This is a genomic window from Roseburia hominis A2-183 (assembly GCF_000225345.1).
Lineage (GTDB): Bacteria > Bacillota > Clostridia > Lachnospirales > Lachnospiraceae > Roseburia > Roseburia hominis.
Genome location: NC_015977.1, coordinates 2,462,414 through 2,480,605 on the forward strand (window position 1 = coordinate 2,462,414; position 18,192 = coordinate 2,480,605).

15 protein-coding genes are annotated in these 18,192 nt (G+C 50.5%); 4 read left to right on the forward strand and 11 right to left on the reverse strand.

The window, feature by feature from the left end; translation table 11 throughout:
- Positions 1-69: 69 nt before the first annotated feature.
- On the reverse strand, positions 70-1,380 hold the full coding sequence (eno, locus tag RHOM_RS11040) for a phosphopyruvate hydratase (protein ID WP_014080388.1): 1,311 nt from the start codon (positions 1,378-1,380) through the stop codon (positions 70-72).
- Between the two features lie 63 nt (positions 1,381-1,443).
- Positions 1,444-2,175 carry an ATP-binding protein gene (locus RHOM_RS11045; protein WP_044024679.1) on the reverse strand — a complete coding sequence of 244 codons (732 nt, stop codon included), beginning with the start codon at positions 2,173-2,175 and terminating at the stop codon, positions 1,444-1,446.
- Positions 2,176-2,302: 127 nt separating this feature from the next.
- On the opposite strand from RHOM_RS11045, the gene RHOM_RS11050 reads away from it, so the two are divergent.
- On the forward strand, positions 2,303-2,983 hold the full coding sequence (locus RHOM_RS11050; protein WP_044024680.1) for a Crp/Fnr family transcriptional regulator: 681 nt from the start codon (positions 2,303-2,305) through the stop codon (positions 2,981-2,983).
- Here the strand turns inward: RHOM_RS11050 and RHOM_RS11055 are convergent.
- From RHOM_RS11055 to RHOM_RS11075, 5 genes are all read right to left on the reverse strand, one after another.
- Positions 2,958-3,872: a GDSL-type esterase/lipase family protein gene (locus tag RHOM_RS11055; RefSeq protein WP_014080391.1), complete on the reverse strand. Its 915-nt coding sequence runs from the start codon at positions 3,870-3,872 to the stop codon at positions 2,958-2,960. The genes RHOM_RS11050 and RHOM_RS11055 overlap by 26 nt on opposite strands.
- A gap of 17 nt (positions 3,873-3,889) precedes the next feature.
- Positions 3,890-5,245 (reverse strand): MBOAT family O-acyltransferase, encoded by a 1,356-nt coding sequence (locus RHOM_RS11060; protein WP_014080392.1) that lies wholly within the window; start codon positions 5,243-5,245, stop codon positions 3,890-3,892.
- A gap of 155 nt (positions 5,246-5,400) precedes the next feature.
- Positions 5,401-6,693 (reverse strand): bifunctional folylpolyglutamate synthase/dihydrofolate synthase, encoded by a 1,293-nt coding sequence (locus RHOM_RS11065; protein ID WP_044024990.1) that lies wholly within the window; start codon positions 6,691-6,693, stop codon positions 5,401-5,403.
- Positions 6,694-6,740: 47 nt separating this feature from the next.
- The gene (locus RHOM_RS11070) at positions 6,741-7,583 is read right to left on the reverse strand and encodes a DegV family protein (protein ID WP_014080394.1); all 843 of its coding nucleotides are present in this window, start codon (positions 7,581-7,583) and stop codon (positions 6,741-6,743) included.
- Positions 7,584-7,761: 178 nt separating this feature from the next.
- Positions 7,762-9,057, reverse strand: a complete 1,296-nt coding sequence (locus tag RHOM_RS11075; RefSeq protein WP_014080395.1) for a M18 family aminopeptidase — start codon at positions 9,055-9,057, stop codon at positions 7,762-7,764.
- 216 nt (positions 9,058-9,273) lie between these two features.
- On the opposite strand from RHOM_RS11075, the gene RHOM_RS11080 reads away from it, so the two are divergent.
- On the forward strand, positions 9,274-9,741 hold the full coding sequence (locus RHOM_RS11080; RefSeq protein ID WP_242823130.1) for a DUF5721 family protein: 468 nt from the start codon (positions 9,274-9,276) through the stop codon (positions 9,739-9,741).
- 86 nt (positions 9,742-9,827) lie between these two features.
- On the forward strand, positions 9,828-10,028 hold the full coding sequence (locus RHOM_RS11085; protein WP_014080397.1) for a cold-shock protein: 201 nt from the start codon (positions 9,828-9,830) through the stop codon (positions 10,026-10,028).
- Positions 10,029-10,188: 160 nt separating this feature from the next.
- Here RHOM_RS11085 and RHOM_RS11090 read toward each other — a convergent pair whose 3' ends face one another.
- Positions 10,189-11,172, reverse strand: coding sequence for a D-isomer specific 2-hydroxyacid dehydrogenase family protein (locus RHOM_RS11090; protein WP_014080398.1), 984 nt, complete (start codon positions 11,170-11,172; stop codon positions 10,189-10,191).
- A 212-nt stretch (positions 11,173-11,384) separates the two neighbouring features.
- Here RHOM_RS11090 and RHOM_RS16560 point away from each other — a divergent pair, with 212 nt between their 5' ends.
- A complete protein-coding gene (locus RHOM_RS16560; protein WP_014080399.1) occupies positions 11,385-12,584 on the forward strand; it encodes a helix-turn-helix transcriptional regulator in 1,200 nt (399 codons plus the stop codon).
- A 579-nt stretch (positions 12,585-13,163) separates the two neighbouring features.
- Here RHOM_RS16560 and RHOM_RS11100 read toward each other — a convergent pair.
- The 3 genes from RHOM_RS11100 to RHOM_RS11110 all read right to left on the reverse strand — a co-directional run bounded on the left by RHOM_RS11100 (position 13,164) and on the right by RHOM_RS11110 (position 18,122).
- Positions 13,164-15,437, reverse strand: coding sequence for a glycoside hydrolase family 2 protein (locus tag RHOM_RS11100; protein WP_014080400.1), 2,274 nt, complete (start codon positions 15,435-15,437; stop codon positions 13,164-13,166).
- A 139-nt stretch (positions 15,438-15,576) separates the two neighbouring features.
- Positions 15,577-16,728: an MFS transporter gene (locus tag RHOM_RS11105; protein WP_014080401.1), complete on the reverse strand. Its 1,152-nt coding sequence runs from the start codon at positions 16,726-16,728 to the stop codon at positions 15,577-15,579.
- Between the two features lie 83 nt (positions 16,729-16,811).
- Complete coding sequence (locus RHOM_RS11110; protein ID WP_014080402.1) at positions 16,812-18,122, reverse strand: methyl-accepting chemotaxis protein; 1,311 nt, start codon at positions 18,120-18,122, stop codon at positions 16,812-16,814.
- Positions 18,123-18,192: the final 70 nt, after the last annotated feature.

Consider the following 18,192-nt stretch of genomic DNA (forward strand, 5'->3'; position numbering starts at 1 on the left):
CCCTCCTACGGTAATCAACTCACAACTTTAGCTATTATAGCATACTCCCCCCGCGTTTTCAACTGTTTTTTACGCTCTCCCGAAAGGCTCCGCCGGAGAAAACTGCGCCGTCTCGCCAAGCTCCTCCTCAATCCGCAGAAGCCGGTTATACTTTGCGGTGCGCTCCGCCCTGCACGGCGCACCGGTTTTGATCTGCCCCGCATTCACCGCGACCGCAAGATCCGCGATAAACGCATCCTCCGTCTCCCCGGAACGGTGGGAGATCACCGTGTGATAACCGGCACACTGCGCCATCTCGATGGCATCCAGCGCTTCCGTCAGCGTGCCGATCTGATTCACCTTTATCAGCACCGCATTTCCCGCATTTAATTTGATGCCGCACTTGATCCGCTTGGGATTTGTGACAAACAGATCATCGCCGACAAGCTGCATGCCATCTCCCAGACGTCCGGTCAGACTCTGCCAGCCCTCCCAGTCGTCTTCCTGCAGACCGTCCTCGATAGACACCAGTGGAAAACGCTTTGCCAGATCTTCGTAGAGCGCGATCATCTCCTTTGCATCCCTGCAGATTCCATTCTCCCCCGGGAAATGGTACATTCCCGTCTCTTCATTATATAATTCACTCGCCGCAGCATCCATCGCGTAGACCACATCTTTTCCGACCGTATAGCCCGCCTTTTCCACCGCTTTTCCCAGATACCGGAACACCTCACCGGCATCCGCAAGATCCGGCGCAAAGCCGCCTTCATCGCCGACCGCCGTAGCATATCCCTCCTCGTTTAAAATCTGGCGCAGGAAATGATATACCTCCGCGCCCATGCGCAGCGCTTCCCGATAGCTTTTGGCGCTAATGGGCAGGATCATAAATTCCTGAAAATCCAGTGAATTCTTCGCATGGACTCCGCCGTTTATGACATTCATCATGGGAACCGGCAGCCGCTTGGCGTTGCCTCCGCCAATATAGCGGTAAAGCGGCATATCGAGTGCCGCTGCCGCCGTCTTCGCGCAGGCGAGCGACACGCCTAAGATCGCATTCGCCCCAAGATTTCCCTTGTTGTCTGTCCCGTCCAGCTCGACCATTCTGCGGTCGATAAGTGCCTGATCCAAAACATTCATTCCAAGAAGCGCTTCCCGGATCTTTGTATTGACGTGATCCACCACCTTCTTCGTGCCCAGTCCGAAATACTCCCTGTCGCCGTCCCGAAGCTCCACTGCCTCAAATCTTCCGGTGCTCGCTCCCGACGGAACCGACTCCCGCGCTGTAGTCTTTCTCCCCGTTGTCTCCGTCTCGGCGGTCACCTCCACCTCCACGGTCGGATTGCCGCGGGAATCCAGGATCTCCCGCGCGTGTACCTCTGTAATTTTCATAGTAAGTGCCATAAAAAATCCCCTTTCGCGTAACATACTTCTGCATCATAGTATGTCCCGCAAAAGGGGAAAGTATTACTCGAGAATTCTTCCGTCCGTAGAGATAATGTCTACCTGCCACGGAATCATCTTACCGCTTGCCGCGAGTGCATTTTTCACCGCCTGCTCGATTCCTCCGCAGCACGGCACTTCCATGCGAACCACGGTAATGCTCTTAATATCGTTCTGCGCAATGATCTGGGTCAGCTTCTCCGAATAATCCACATCGTCTAACTTCGGACATCCGATCAGCGTGATGTGATTGCGGATATATTTTTTGTGGAAATTCGCATACGCATACGCTGTACAGTCTGCAGCCACCAGAAGCTTTGCTCCGTCAAAATACGGGGCGCGCACCGGAACCAGCTTGATCTGCACCGGCCACTGTGTCAGCTCCGACGTAAGTTCTGCCGCACTCTCTTCTGCGGCGGTCGGACAGACTGCCTGCTGCTCATGGCGGATCGTCTTCGCCTGGGTTCCCGGACATCCGCACGGAAGCGGCTGTGACGCTATCGCCTGCTGCGCTGCTTTCTTTCTCTTATTCTCCTCAACTGCCGCAGCATCATAAGCCGCCGCCTCACGCTCCACAAAATGAATCGCATCCATCGGACAGGTCGGCAGACAGTCGCCAAGTCCGTCGCAGTAATCGTCCCGCATCAGCTTGGCCTTGCCGTTTACAATACTGATGGCTCCCTCGTGGCAGGCGTTTGCACATGCTCCGCAGCCGTTGCACTTTTCTTCCTCAATCTCAATGACTCTTCGTAACATCATATCCTCCATTCTAACTCCGGCACGCATGCCGGAAATTCTCTCTTGACTTTTCTTCCACAGGATACTACAATAGCGTCAACATTTCTGTTGTTTTTACAACAAAAAGTCGAAAGGACGAAAAATAATGCAAACTTTCCAAGGATACGATGCCCTCTTGCAGGCCTCTCCCGTTTTTTATGATATTGCACCCGAAGAAATCCATGCCATGCTCGACTGTCTGTCGGCAAAGACCCTCTCCTATCCAAAGGGCAGCTTTCTCTTTCACTACGGCGACCATCTGGATTCTCTCGGTCTTGTGGTAGAAGGATGTGTGGATGTCATGAAGGAGGATTTCTGGGGCAACACAAATCTGATGACCCGCTGCCGCCCCGGAGACATCTTCGGAGAATCTTATGCCATCCGTACAAACTGTGCGCTGGAAGTCAGCCTCTACGCCGAGCAGAATTCCACTGTGCTCTACTTAAACGTCTCAAAAATGATGACGCTCTGCTCCCGCGCATGTGAATTCCACAACCAGCTCACAAGAAATCTGCTCTCCGTTCTCGCCGAGCGCAATTTCCAGCTCGGACAGAAATTAGAGCACATGACCAAGCGGACCACCCGTGAAAAGCTTCTCTCCTATCTGTCGAGCGAGGCGCGCAGATCCGGAAGTTCGTCTTTTGATATTCCCTTTAACAGACAACAGCTCGCCGACTATCTCTCCGTAGACCGGAGCGCCATGTCGAACGAGCTGTGTCATCTAAGAGACGAGGGTCTCATTTCTTTTCAGAAGAACCACTTCACGGTGCAATTCCCTTCGTCTTGAGGAAATCCACCCAGATTCCGTATTTCGAGCCGTACAGATGCAGATTGTCAAACGTGAGATCCGCTCTTAAGTTTCCGTCTGCATCACATACGACATCATTCACATCAATGTAAAAAATAGTCTGATTATCCGCAAGTTCCGCAATTCTCATATTGCGTTCATTGATTCCCTGATTGTTAAAAATTTTGTCCGAGTCGGACTTGGCCTTTGCAACCCGCATGATACCCTGCACATAGATGATCGCATCGGGCTGGAGTTCTCTAAATTTCTGAACCGACTGCGCGTACTGCTCCATAAAACCGTCCAGGGTTCCTCTTCCCATCTCATTGATGCCGATCTGGAAATAAATTTTGCCAAACTGCCGTCTGGAAAGCGCATCCTCAAGCGTGGTCTTCTCCCCGTCCACCTCACAGAACTTTTCCGTCCACATATCGTAGATTCCAAGCCCTGTGGACGCGTAAAAGGTCGCATTGTCCAGCCCGCCGTAATCGCGCAGCCCCACAGTTCTCGAATCCCCGATAAAGACCGCGTCGTCGAACCAGTCGTCATCCACCATACAGAATTCCCGCGTGTGCGGCGCCTCTTCCGTCTCTGTCTCTCCGACCGTCTCCGTCCCGCCGGCAAGCTCAGTATCAGAGACACTCTCCCCCGGCAGCAGGATGGACGGCAGCTTTCCGTTCTCTCCTATGCCGTCCGGCGCACCCACATGACTCCACGGAAAAATTCCGTCATGCAGTCCGTCAAACACCAGGACGAAGTATGGTGTCGTTCGTATATCAACCGTATAATTCTTATATATTGTATCTTTCCCCAGATAGCCGACAACCGACAGCGCCGCCCACAAGATAAGCAGTGCGACCGTTACCGGACATTTCAAAAGCTTTCTCAAATCCATCCACCACACATTTAAAAATTAAAGTACAAAAACGGATTGTTTGCCGACACCGCCAGATAGTACATGCAAAGCCCGAAAATGCCGAGCAGTATCACCCTGCCGATCCATTTGCGCTCGATCAGCCGATAGCAGGTCTCCGGAAGCGGCGTTGCAAAGAGCACGCCCAGAAGAAACAGCGGTGCATAGTCATTCAGATATTTTAAATAATCCAGATGATTGATGACTCCTGCCGCATGCCCCGCAAACGGGAACAGCCGCGTCATATAAACGCCAAGCTCCGACAGATCGGTGACCGCAAACGCCACCCAGCTGAGCGGAACAACAAACAATACATAAAGATGACCGATCACCCTGCTTTTATCCAGCAGGCGCAGCAGAAAGAGCTTTTCTACCAACAGGCAGCAAAGCAGAATCCCGCCCCAGATCAGGAAGTTATAATTCGCCCCGTGCCACAACGCGGTAAGGCTCCACACCACAAACAGATTGAAAAAGGTGCGCGCCTTTCCCTTCCGGTTGCCTCCCAGCGGAATGTATACATATTCCCTAAACCATCTGCCGAGCGTAATATGCCATCTGCGCCAGAATTCCGTGACTGATTTTGAAATGTAGGGATAGCGGAAGTTCACCGGGAGCTCAAATCCCAGCATCTTTCCGATTCCTCTCGCCATCATCGAATATCCCGCGAAATCAAAATACAGCTGCAGTGAGTAAGCGAACGCTCCCATCCATGCAAGCTTTGTTGAGATGCTGTCGAACCCGATCATCCGGATGCTGTTCCAGAGTGTGCCGATCCGGTCCGCAATCACGACTTTTGCTGCAAGTCCGATAATCAAGAGCTTCATTCCCTCTTCCAGCTGACGTGCCTTGATCGTGCGCTCTCTTCCCAATGCTACACGCACATCCGCATAATTTGTGATCGGTCCCGATATCAGCTGCGGAAACATGGTCAGATACGTTCCCAGCCGAAGCAGCGACTGTTCTGCCGGAATTCTTCCGCGGTACACATCAATCACGTACGCCATAATCTGAAACGTGTAAAAACTGATTCCAAGCGGAAGTCCGGATGCCAGACCACTGTACTTGAAGAAAAACAGCACGCCCAGATCATACCCGAGCGCAAGAAGCAATAAGCGTTTCTGCCTGATTCCCCGCCCGTCCGTATTCTTCCGGTACATCAAACGGGTCAGCGTGTAATTGACCAGAACGCACGCAAGGAGAATCGTAATATAACCCGCCTCGCCAATTGTATAAAAGACAATACTTCCCCCCAGCAATGTGACATTGCGTAACTTTTTCGGTGTAAGATAATATATCACTAAAAAAACCGGCAAAAACCGAAATAAAAACTCAAAACTGCTAAATAACATTCCACAGACTCTTTCTATCTGACTTCTATCTACTGTATCCCTATTTACTATACCTCATTATAGGCGAAATATTACAAAATGGTGAACTATTACTGAAAGTTTGTGAAATTGTATCATTTTTGTCATAAACGCTCTATTCTGTAATCTTTTCGTAACTATTTTGCCTCAAACAGCGCCTCGATCTCACCGATGAAATAGAGCGAACCAAACGCAACCGTGCGATGTGTTTCATCGAGCCGCCCTCTCTGAAAACAGGACGCAAAATCATCAGCTGATGCAGCTGCAATTCCTTTCCGCCGGATGCAATCCGCCAGGGCGTCCGCCTGCAGCGCCCGCTCGCACTCCACCGTGCAGGTCGTAAAATCAATGGCAAGCGGCAGCAATTCCCCGATCATTGTCTCATAATCCTTATCCGCCATCACGCCCATGATAAAATGAAACTTTTCTCCCGGGAAAAGCGCCACGAGGCTCTCTCTTAACGCTTCCACGCCGTTGCTGTTGTGTGCGCCGTCCACCAACAGGAACGGTTTTTTTGAGAGGATTTCCATCCTGCCCTTCCATACGGTCTTAGCGATCCCCTGACAGACTGCGCGCCTTACGCCCTCTTCCCGCTCTTTTGTCCCGCCGCAGATCCACTCTGTATGTCTCCTGAAAAATGCCTCCGCCCCGAGAAGCGCCGCGACAGCATTCTCATACTGATGAACGCCAAGCATGCGCATGGACAGATCACGGTAGGCACCAAACGAAAAATACTGTCTGCCGTCGCGGTAAGTCTGCTCTTTTATCTCCAAAGGGTCGATCAGCCGGAAATCTGTAATTCCTTCCTCCCTGACCTTCGCCTCAAACACCGTCATGACTTCTGCCTCCTGGTTCTCAAGCACAAGCGAGGTGCCTTTTTTGATGATGCCCGTCTTTTCCGCAGCAATCTCAGCAAGCGTATTTCCAAGCACCGCCATGTGGTCATAGCCGATCTTTGTGATCACGGTTACATCCGGCACACCTACGGCATTGGTTGCGTCCAGCCTCCCGCCAAGTCCGGTCTCTAAGATCATGACATCGCATCGTTGTTCCTTAAAATAGAGGATTGCCATGGCAAGTGTAACGTCAAACATCGTCGGCTGTACGCCAAAATCCATCGCAAGAAGCTGCACGCCGATCCTCTGCGTATCCTCCTTAGAGATCATTTCCCCGTTTATCTGGATGCGTTCCCGAAAGTCCACAAGGTGCGGGGAGGTAAACATCCCGACGCGAAGTCCCGCCTCCCTTAAAATTGCGCAGAGAAAAGCAGAGACAGAACCTTTTCCGTTCGTCCCTGCTATGTGTATCAACGGAATCCCCGCCTGCGGACTGCCAAGCGCCTTTAACATGCGCCCGGCAACCTCCACTCCGGCAAGATTCCCGAATCTTCTGATCTGATTGATCTGATCTACTACTTCTTCATATGTCATCTGTGTCCCGCGTTCCTCTCCGGGCAGCAGCGACACACCCGCGTGTCTTACACTGCCATGATTACGCCGCCATCATTTGCATACATACTGCTGACACCGGCAGTATTTATGATAATGATTTTCTTGAAATTTGCAAGCTTTTCTATGCGGGCTTTTACCGCTGCGGCGCGCTCCGGGCAGTTGCAGTGCGCGATGGCAAGCACACGCTGTTCGCAGTCCCTCGTGCGCCCGATCATATCCTGCACCATTTTCTCAAGTGCCTTGTTCATTCCGCGCGCCTGACCGAGCTGGCAGATCATGCCCTCCTTTGTGGAACCCATTACCGGCTTGATGTTGAGCGTATTGGCAATCAGGGCTTTCAGATTGGTCAGTCTTCCGTTCTTGCGCAGAGTCTCTAACGTCTCTAAGACAAAATAAGTATTCATGGAGCTGATGTACTCCTCCGTTCTGGCAACGACCTCCTCAAACGGAAGACCTGCCTCCTCGAACTCCTGCACCTTAAGACCAATAATCGTCTCCCCGATCGATGCAGACCTGGAGTTAAATACATAGATCTGCTTGTTCTCTCCCGGATGTTCCTCCTCGTAGAGGTTCCTGCCGAGTTCTGCACTGTTGTAGGAACCGCTCAGCTTCCCGGAGAGCGTCACCACATATACATGCTCCGCTTCTCCCTCATACGCCTGCATATACTGCTCCGGTGACGGGCAGGCGGACTTCGGTCCCGTGATGCTCTTCTTCACCCGGCGCAGAAAATCAAGCTGGTTAAATGTCTCATCATCCTTAATGCGGTAACCGTCCACCTCAAGTTCTAAGGACACTGTCTCAAAATGTCCGTCCTTCTTCAGTTCCTCCGGTAATTCCCCGCAGCTGTCCACAACAATCTTATACATGGCAATCCCTCCACCTGTTCTATGGTATGTGTTTAATGTTATCAATAAACCGTTAATATATTTTTCGTTTCTATCGCATGTAGTATTCAATACTATGTTACATTAACACAAAAACCATTTTTTGTATAGAGGTAATTTCTAAACTTTATCTAAATTATATCTTACGAAGCATTCTTTCTCACGAAGCGAGTGTAAAATATGCGGTCACAAGATCCTTTAACGCCTGCTGGTCAGCGCTGCCCATCAGCTCCCGCGCGGAATGCATGGCAAGAAGCGGGATTCCGATATCCACGGTCTTCACCGGAAGAAGCGCAGAAGCGATCGATCCAAGCGTACTTCCCCCCGGCATATCCGAGCGGTTCACAAACTTCTGGTACGCGATCTTCTCTTTCTCACAGATCTGCTGGATGATGGCAATCGCCTCGCAGTCTGTCGCATAGGACTGCGAACTCGCCTCCTTGATACAGAATCCCCTTCCGAGCACGGGCTTGTTGGTAAGATCCATTTTTCCTGCCTGGTTCGGATGGATGCCGTGCGCCACATCCACGGACAGCAGCATGCTGCGATAGAGATCCTGCTCCGCCGTCTGTTCCCGTCCCAGCTCTTTTAAGATGCGGCGCAGCATGTCATGCAGCAGAATCGAGCCGGCGCCCTGCTTCGTGCGGCTTCCGATCTCCTCGTGGTCAAACAGTGCGATCAGGTTGATTCCCTCCATCCGCCTGGCATCAATCAGACCGGAGATGAGCGCCGCGCAGGAAGTCAGGTTATCCAGGCGCGGACTTGAGATAAAATCATCGTTGAGACCGATGAATTCCGGATTTTCCTTACAGTATACGGTCAGTTCAAAATCCAGAATGTCAGTCTTCTCCACAGACAGCTCGTCTGCCAGGAATGTAAGGAAGTAGTCCGCTTTTTTCTCCTCCTCCGGCAGCAGCGCAAAGACCGGCAGCATATCCGTCTGGCGGTTCAGCTCCACACCCTTGTTGACCTCGCGGTTCATGTGGATCGCCAGATTCGGAATGGTCAGAAGATTTTTTTCCGATACAAACTCCACAATCTTCGGGGCAAACGCGTCCTGTGTGCGCACTGCCACACGGCCGGCAATACCGAGCGGACGATCCAGCCAGGTATTTAAGATCGCGCCCCCGTATACTTCCACATTCACCTGCGCGTAACCGCAAGCCGTCACATCCGCCGACGGCTTGATGCGCAGGCACGGAAAATCCGTATGTGCTGCCGCCATCCGAATCTGCGGCGTCTTTGTCTCCTGCCAGCCGCCCCCCACCGTAAACGCGAACAGTGTGGTGTCATGATGATTTACATAATATCTTCCGTTTTTCTGCAGCTTCCACGGCTCATCATAGGGCAGTTCCAGAAATCCCGCGCTCTCCAGGCGCTCTTTGCAGGCGCGGACTGCCTGTACCGGCGACACACCTTTTTTCAGCAAATCAAATAAAAGTTCTGTCTCTTTCATGTCTATGTCCTCTTTTCTTCTTTATCTGTGACCCCTTCCGGGGCTGTTCTCTCAGCTTCCTATCATACCAGAAATCATATTGTGAAGCAAACCTTCCCAATCGGCTTTCTATTTGTCCCCAATCTGTGTTATACTACACAAAGGCAATGCGCCCCAATACTATATGACACGGAGAAGACTATGATTGCACTTTCCCTACCGGAAATTAAAGATTTTATGAATAAACTGCTGTGTACGGACACGTTCGGGCACTTTCTTCTAAAGGAAGCCGTCATCTTGGGCAGCGTCACCTGGAGCTTAGACGGCACGATCCAGCCCGATTTTTATTCATCAGATGAAGCCGATGCGCTCGGACTGACGGGACTTTCTTTTCTCCCGTTTGAACAGGTACGTCCGCAATGTTTTGACCTGATCAAGGGCAGACGCACTCCTTCTTATTTTAAATTTGTCTTTCTGCTCTCCCCGAAGAATCTGGAACGGACACTGCTTTCGACCCACAGTTCTTTTACCCCGGAGGACATTACGGGAATGTTTATCAATCTGAAATTCCAGCAGAAAAAACTGCTCCTTACCACGGGCATTTCGTACCGGATTTTCTCCGTGGACAAGAGCCTCGATCAGGAGTGGGATTCCCTTGTAAAGCGCTTTCTCACTGCGCATGAAATTAGTTTTGAAGAACTTTAATTTATTACTTTACTTTTATAAATTCTTATGATATTGTACTAATAGCTGTAAGTTACAGTTAGTATTATTTTTGGAGGTACTTTTTGATGAAAGGTACAGTAAAATGGTTCAACAACCAGAAGGGTTACGGATTCATTTCTGACGAGTCAGGCAACGATGTATTCGTACATTACTCAGGACTTAACATGGAAGGTTTCAAGTCTCTTGAAGAGGGCGCTTCCGTAGAGTTCGACGTTGTAGAAGGATCCAAGGGACCGCAGGCAACCAACGTAACTGTAGTAAAATAATTACTGCAGGCGGTAAGCTTACCGCGTTAAATCACTAGTTTCATGTACCTTTTTCTTAAAATAGACTTGTTTTATTTGTTAGATTAAGATATTGCAAACAATGGATTTAAAAAGAGTCTGTCACAAGTTTTCTTGTGGCAGACTCTTTTTGTATATGAACTTAGCAGATCAGGTTAGGATTATCCTGTTTTTTCAGGCATTTCACCACATTGACAATACCGCTCTCCGCCATGCTTTTTACCGCTTCCTCTGTATAAAACGCAATGTGCTGCGTCATCGTCACATTCGGGAACTGTCTCAGATACGCCATATTCCGGTTTGCAAGAATATCCGACCGGCGATCCATATGGTAGATTCCCTCCTCATGCTCGATCACATCCAGTCCCAGCGCACCGATCTTCCGCGTCTCGATTCCCTCGATGATGTCATCCACGCGCATCAACTCTCCTCTCGCGCAGTTGATCAGAATGACGCCGTCCTTCATCTGGTCGATCGCCTTTTTATCAATCATATAACGTGTCTGATTGGACAGTGGCGTGTGCAGTGAGATAATATCACTCTTCGCGTACAGTTCCTCCAGAGAACAGTATTCGATTCCAAGCGCCGGATCGGCATTCTGACGTCTGCTGTATGCCAGAATCCTGCAGCCGAACCCCTGCAGATTCTGTGCCACCTTCTGTCCGATTTTTCCCGTTCCGATGATACCGACGGTAAGATTACGAAGCTCCCTTCCGATCAGCCCGCCAAGCGAATAATCGTTGGCATTCCCGCGGAACAGTGCCTGCTTATAATTGCGAAGCGACATTAAAATCAGCATGACCGTATACTCGGCAACGCCGTCCGGATCGTAGTAGCCGTTGCAGACGTGAACGCCATTGCTCTTCGCCGCATTCATGTCAATATGGTCATACCCGATGGTACGTGTCGCAACGACGCGGATACGCCGCTTTGCAGTCTCCTCAATCAATGCGGCGTCCATCTTTGTATCTCCAAGAATCGTAATGCCGTCCGCTCCCTCGGCACGATCAATGTTGTCCTGTGTCATCGGCCCCTGCACCAGTGTAATCTCTATCTGCTCCTGCTGTGCTGCGGCAAGCAGGTAATCTTTTTCATCCGGTCTCACTTCATAAGCTGTGATTTTCATGGGTATCCTCTCTTTCAAGCATTCTGCACTATTTTCTAAAATGTGTTCACCGTGAACACGTTGTTATAGAATTATCATAAATTGCTCCGGTCTGCAAGCCGATGCTTTAAAGGGATGAATAATCCTTGTCATTTTTTTGTTTTTCCTTGCATAACAGAAAATATTGTGCCAAAATCAAAACAACAGACACTGACCCGGACAGGAGGTTCTTGATGGAGCAGCCGATTTTATCTTTTCTTACCGCATATTTTTCTGACCTGCATATCCAGTGCAGACTGACCGACCGCAAACAGTTAGAACTGGCGGATCTGGATCTCGGACTGCGCAACAGTATCCTGATGCAGGAAGCCGATGCGCAAAAACAGGCGCCATTTCCATTTGTGCAGAACACCATCTATTTTATTGTAGATTATTACGAGTGTAATTATTCTTTTTTCCGTCTGCCGGATAAAAGTGCCTTCCTGTTCGTCGGGCCTTTTCTCTGGAAAGAATTTGAGCGCTCCCAGATTCTGTCGCTTATAAACCGGCTGGATATTCCGGCTGAACTTTTTCCACAGCTGCAGGAATATTATCACGCCCTGCCGCTGATCGCGGACAAAGCCTCCATGACCGCCCTGCTGCGCCACGTCTATCAGACGCTGGATGCCGACGCGGATGTATCCGTACAGACCCTGCATTTGAAAGATCTCGAGACCAGAGAGTCCTTTTTGGAAAAGCACCAGTTTGTCGTACCGGAGGACCCGGTCTTAAGCATGCACCTTCTTGAAGAGCGCTACCATATCGAGGATGAGCTGCTCGACGCCATCTCTCACGGCAACAGCGCCCGTGCCCTCTCCTTCATGGAGGCTCTCGGAAACCTGCGCTTTGTCCCCCGCACGGAGGACGCACTCCGCAACCGCAAGAACCTGATTCTGACCCTCAACACGCTGTTGCGGAGAAAAGCGTACGAAACGGGCGTCCACCCGTTTTATATCGACGCCGTCTCCGGCAACTTTGCGCGCATGATTGAGAGCATCCAATCCGTGGAAGAAATCAACGATCTCATATCCTACATGGTTCAAAGTTACTGTCAGCTCGTGGAACAGCGAAGCATGAGTTCGTATTCCGATCCGATCCGCCAGATTCTCGTCACCATAGACGCCTCACTGGCCGGGGACTTAAGCCTGAAACGTTTTGCCAGCGAACTGTTTTTGAATACAAGCTACCTGTCCACGCTGTTCAAAAAGGAAGTCGGCATGACCCTGACGGACTACGTCAACGCAAACCGTATCGAATACGCCAAGAAGCTGCTACGCAGTACCCTCCTGCCGGTGCAGGATGTTGCGGCAGCCTGCGGCATCCCCGACGTCCACTATTTCACACGGCTCTTCCGCCGCATCACGGGCATGACACCACGCGAGTGGAGACGCTAAAAGACCGGGCATGGAATGTGGCAGGCATGGATTTTGCAAATATACTGTATCTGCCTGTTCCGGACTGCCAACCGGCGGCGGGAATCCGAAACGCAAAATGGGGTATTTCTAATCTATACCGCGTTTGGTATCTCCGATGATCCGTGTTTTTCCAAGCTTTGAACACTCCGCGGAGAGTGTCCGCAATCCGCAGACAATTTTAGGACTTTTGTGCAGCGCTTGTCTGCGCTTCTGAATAAAACATAACCGCGCGAAGCCGATGTTTGAATTGGCATCTGCCTTATTTTCAATAGCAGATGCCAACGAGTTTCGGTTCGCGCGGTTTTATATTGTCTGTGAAGAAGCGTTGCTAGCGCTGCTAAAAAGTCCGCCCATTGTCTGCGGTTGTCGGACATCTTTCGCGGATTGTCAAAACGTGGAAAGACACGGAATCCGATACCAAACGCGGCATAGAAGAAATGCTCCCAATTTGCTTCAAAGGATTCCCGCCGCCGGTTGGCAGTCCGGAACCGTGCAGGTACAGATTTTTTTAAATCTCTGCCCACCACATTCCATGCCCCGGTCTTTTAAGCTTCTATCTTAGTCTACTCTCTTAATCTTATTGAGCTGTGCGTTGAGTCCGAGAAGATCTTCTTTCTTCCACTCAACCTTCGGTCCTGCCGCACCCATCAGGTTGATCATACGGATGACCGTAAATCCGCCCAGCATTTCCAGCATCTTCGGGTTCGCCATTGCTCCTGCTGCAGGATTTCCGTCATTTTTTTCATTACCCTGACTCATTCCCGCTGCAACTTTTGACATCAGTCCCATGAAGAGTGCTTTTCCCTCTTCGGACTTCATGATATCAGAAAGTCTGTCATTCAGTGAATAATATCCTTCCGGCTCTGTGATGTCGAACCAGTTGAGGATTGCGCCGCTCTCTTTCAGGCTGTACTCCTCGTTGAAGGTATCCACCTTGCGGATGTGGCTCTCATCCTTATACGCTCCGGCAACAGCCACCAGTGTGGATTCTCCGACATTCGGTACCTCAAAGTGGAAGAAATGATCCTCCGCCTGAAGCTTTCCTGCACTCTTGCCGTTGACAAACAGCTCTACCTCCGGCAGATTGGAGTATACAGTTACCTTCGTGGTATCTTCCACGCGGTCTACATAGCGTTTTCCGCACAGATGTACGAACGGCTCATCAGACAGCCATGCCTTGTATGCATAGAAGGAATCTTTCTTGTACTTGCGGTCGAAAGTTACCAGTCCCTTGTGGTTCTGACCGTTCTCACCGCCCTCGTTTCTCGCATCTGCACCGAAATCGAACATGTTCCATACATGCGTTGCCCAGATATACTTTCTGGTGAAGAGCTGCTTGATCATCTCCTCATGATAGTATGCCTGATACTCCTCGGTGTAATCGCCCTGCTTCGGATCAGAGGTATGCCAGTTCAGCGCCTCGCATCCGTACTCGCTCATTCCAAGCGGGATATTCGGGAACTCTTTGTGGAAGTTGTCCATCCACGGTCCGTTCATGGATACGTCTCCGCCGTACCATCCGAAGTAATGGTTGTAAGAGATCACATCCGGAATCTGGATGTACGGATCGTGAATATCACACATGGATACCACCGCGATCGTGGTCAGTCTCGTGTGATCCATCTCATGAACCATGTCATTTAAGATTCTGTGGTTCTCAAGCAGATCCTCATCCGAGCTTCCTGCCATCGTGATCTCGTTGGAAAGCCCCCAAACCACGATACTCGGGTGATTGTAATTCTGAACAACCAGCTCTTTCATCTGGGAAATGGTATTCTCACGTCCGTTCGGCATGTGAGAGGAAATGTACGGAATCTCAGCCCAGATTACAAGACCTCTCTCATCGCACAGATCGTAAAAATACTGATCGTGCTGGTAGTGAGCCAGGCGGATCGTTGTAGCACCGAGCTCGCAGATTAAGTCAATATCCTCTCTGTGATGCTCCGGAAGCAGCGCATTACCGATTCCCCATCTGTCCTGATGACGGGATACACCGCGCAGCGGATATTCCTCTCCGTTTAAGATAAATCCTCTCTCCGGATCAATCTCAAAGGTACGGCATCCGAAACGTGTGCTTACCGCATCAACGGTCTCCTCTCCGGATACAAGAGCCACCTCTGCGGTGTACAGATACGGATCTTTCTTTCCGTTCCACAGATGAACTGCCGGAATGGAAAGTACAGCCTTTGTCTCGCCGGCTGCGGTCTCTGTCTTTGCAACCTCTTTGCCCTCTGCATCTTTTACGGTATATACAAGCTTCTGGTCTGCAGCTGCATTCGTCAGGAATACCTCTACCTCCACGCTGGCATCCGCGCCCTTGATCTCCGGTGTCACCTTAATGCCAGGTCCGCCGTAGTAGTCCAGATCAAAATGGGACTTATTTACCGCAATGATATTGACGTCACGGTAAAGTCCGCCGTAGAATGTGAAATCTGCATTCTGCGGATATACTCTGTCGTTTACGCCATTCTCCACAGCGATCACAATCAGGTTCTCTTCTTCTGTGAGCTCTTTTGTGATGTCTACACGCCAGGTGGAATATCCTCCGTCGTGATGTACCACTGCCTTGCCGTTCACATAGACGTCTGCGGAAGCGTTTGCTCCTCTTAACTCCAGATAATAGCAGTCTGCCTCCGGCAGTTCGCTCTTCTTTAACTGTTTTGCATAATAACAGGTTCCGCGGTAATAATCGTTGCCGCCGTCCTGTCCGTCAATCTCATTCCAGGAATGTGGAAGTGTTACCCAGTACCACTTCTCTGGCATCTCCTTCGGCACTTCTGTGGCTTCCTTGGTAAATGCCCATTTCGTATTAAAATTGATTACTTCTCTCATGTGTCGCATCCCTCCATAAAAAGTATCGTCAACATTCATCTGTCTGCATCGTAACACAGAACCGCACTTTTTTCTTTAGATAGTTTTTGGCAAAAATGGCACAATATTTAGCATTCTACCTTTATTTTGAAAAACAAGTTCAATTCTTTGCCTGATATTTCAGGATCAATACGGAAAAAACCAGAATGCCCACGCACGGAATCAGATTGCAGAACATTCCGGTCACAAGCCCCACACGATCAGCAATCACACCGATCAGCCACGGCATCACGATCGCGCCAATCCCTGCCACCGGCAGCATCACACCGAGACTCGTTGCATTCATCTCCCTGCCGGCTCCCGCCACGGCGATCGGATTGACCCCTGCCATGGCGAATGCAAAGGCGAACAGCATGGCGATGGCTCCCGTCGGATGCTGCATGTATACAAGCCCGCAGTACAGCACGCTGCAGCAGCCGCCCATCCACGCAAGCGTGCGAAAAATATGATGCACCGGAAAAACGAACGCGATCAGAAGTCTGGCGATCAGAGTCGCCCCCCACATCACCGTTACCGTGTATGCCGCAAAGGAACCCGAGAGGATTCCCATGTCTTTATAGTATGTCACGAGCCATCCCGTCACACTCGTCTCCGCCGCATTCTGGCAGAATAAAAGTCCGGTAATCAGCCAGAATTTCGGATCCTTCAAAAATGCAAACGAGATCTTTCCCCGTTCGCCGTTCTTCTCTTTGACCGCGCCCGGAAGTCCCGCCGTCAAAAATATCATCCACAAAAGCAGCCCCGTCACCGCCACTCCCACCATCGGCAGAGTGTCGTTGATTTCAAGAAGCGACGCCGCAAGAAACGGACACAGCAGCGCACCACTCGCATAGCAGGCATGTAGTATGTTCATGCCGCGTGTGCGATCGGCACTATTGTCTTTTACAAGGATTGTGCAATTATTGAGTGCCCCTCCCTTTGCAAATCCGACCAACAGAAATGCCGCCATCAACACGGCCGGCATTCCAGTCACCGCCATCAGAAAGTACCCTAGGAAATAACCGCTGCAGAGAAGAAGCACTGTATTCTTCACTCCGATTTTCTGCGGCAGAATACCCGCCGCAAAGGACGCCGCCATATTTCCAATGCTCATCAGTCCGAGCATCGTACCCGTCATGCCATAGTCAAATTCATATTTTCCCTGCAGAATACTTACAATAATCCCGCTCGATATTGCGCAGATACCGCTCAAAAAGAATGTAATATAGCCGGTGTTGCGCCATCTTCTGCCCCAGTCCGTTGTATGATTCATCTGTACCTTCTCCCCTATAACCACTTACAGAGAGCCGCAATACGGCTCTCTGTAACAATACTTCCTGTGTTCCTGCTAAATGTTTATCTGTTTTTACCCGCACCGAACTTGTCGAGAATCGAACCGTCCGAAAACTTACGGATGTATCCAATCAGCTCGTCCGATACGCTGACGATGTGCGCTTTTACGCCATCGCACTCCTTCACCACGCCGCGGAGACGTCCCATATTATCTGTGGTGACCTCTGCGCTCTTCGCATTCTCATCTGCCGAAGCCGTAAGGGAAGTGACCCCGTTCTCAATGACGCTCTTGTGATTCTCAAGATCGCCGACCTCCGTGCCGATTCCGCCGATAGCATCTCCGACCTGTTCGATTTCTCGGTTCAATGATTTGAAGATCTCCTCCGTGTCATGAATCTTCTCATTCTGTCTGGAAAATGCCTCCGATACCTGCTCGGTAATCTGAACGCTGTTGCTTGAATTATCCAGCAGGACATTCACGACATGGTTAATCTGCTCTGTGGACTCTCTGGACTGATCCGCCAGTGTCCGGATCTCCTCCGCGACCACAGCGAATCCCTTACCGTGCTCCCCTGCTCTGGCAGCCTCGATGCTCGCATTAAGGGCCAGAAGGTTGGTCTGGCTTGAAATTCCCGCAATGATCTCAGTCGCCGTCCGGATCTGCTGCGCGGACTGATTCGTCAGATCTGTCTGCTTTCTGACATTCTCGATCGCAACGCCGCTCTCCTCACTGATGGCAATCAGCTCCTGCATAATCTGCTCCGCCGAACGGTTATATTCACGCATGGCCTGCGCACTCTTCGTCAGATCCTCAATATTGGAAGAAATATGATCGATCGACACGCTGATCGCGTCCACCTTTTCCTTCATATCCGCCGTCTCAGACGCCTGGGACACCGTATTGCCGGTGATCGTATCGACAGCATCTGCCGTCTGATCCATCGACTCCGACATTTCCGAGAAAATCTGCTGGAAATCACCGGATACCCCTTCGAGCTCATCCACAGCCTTGCGGATTCCTCCAAGCACCAGCTCAATCGATGAAACGGACGTCTCGATGGAACGCACCATCTCCCCGATGCCGTCTTCACGGTCGGCAAGCTTTTTTGCCTTTTCCGCAACTTTTGTATTCTCCGATACCTTTCCGTTAATCACGGACCGGATCTGATCCAGAATCGACTTGATCACCATGAAGATTCCGCCGAACACGGCAGCCACGATCACGCAGATCAGAATCATCGCCATGACTGTTCCGATCACTCCGCTTTCCAATAATTTTAAAATGATCAGAAACGCCACCAGCACAATGGCAAGAAAGCCGGCAAGCGGTGCCATCACTTTCCCCCACATCTCATTTTTCTTCGTATCTTCCACGCAAATCCCTCCGCTTTCGTATGGTAATGTATAACACTTGCCTTCATTGTACCATAATTACCGCAAAATA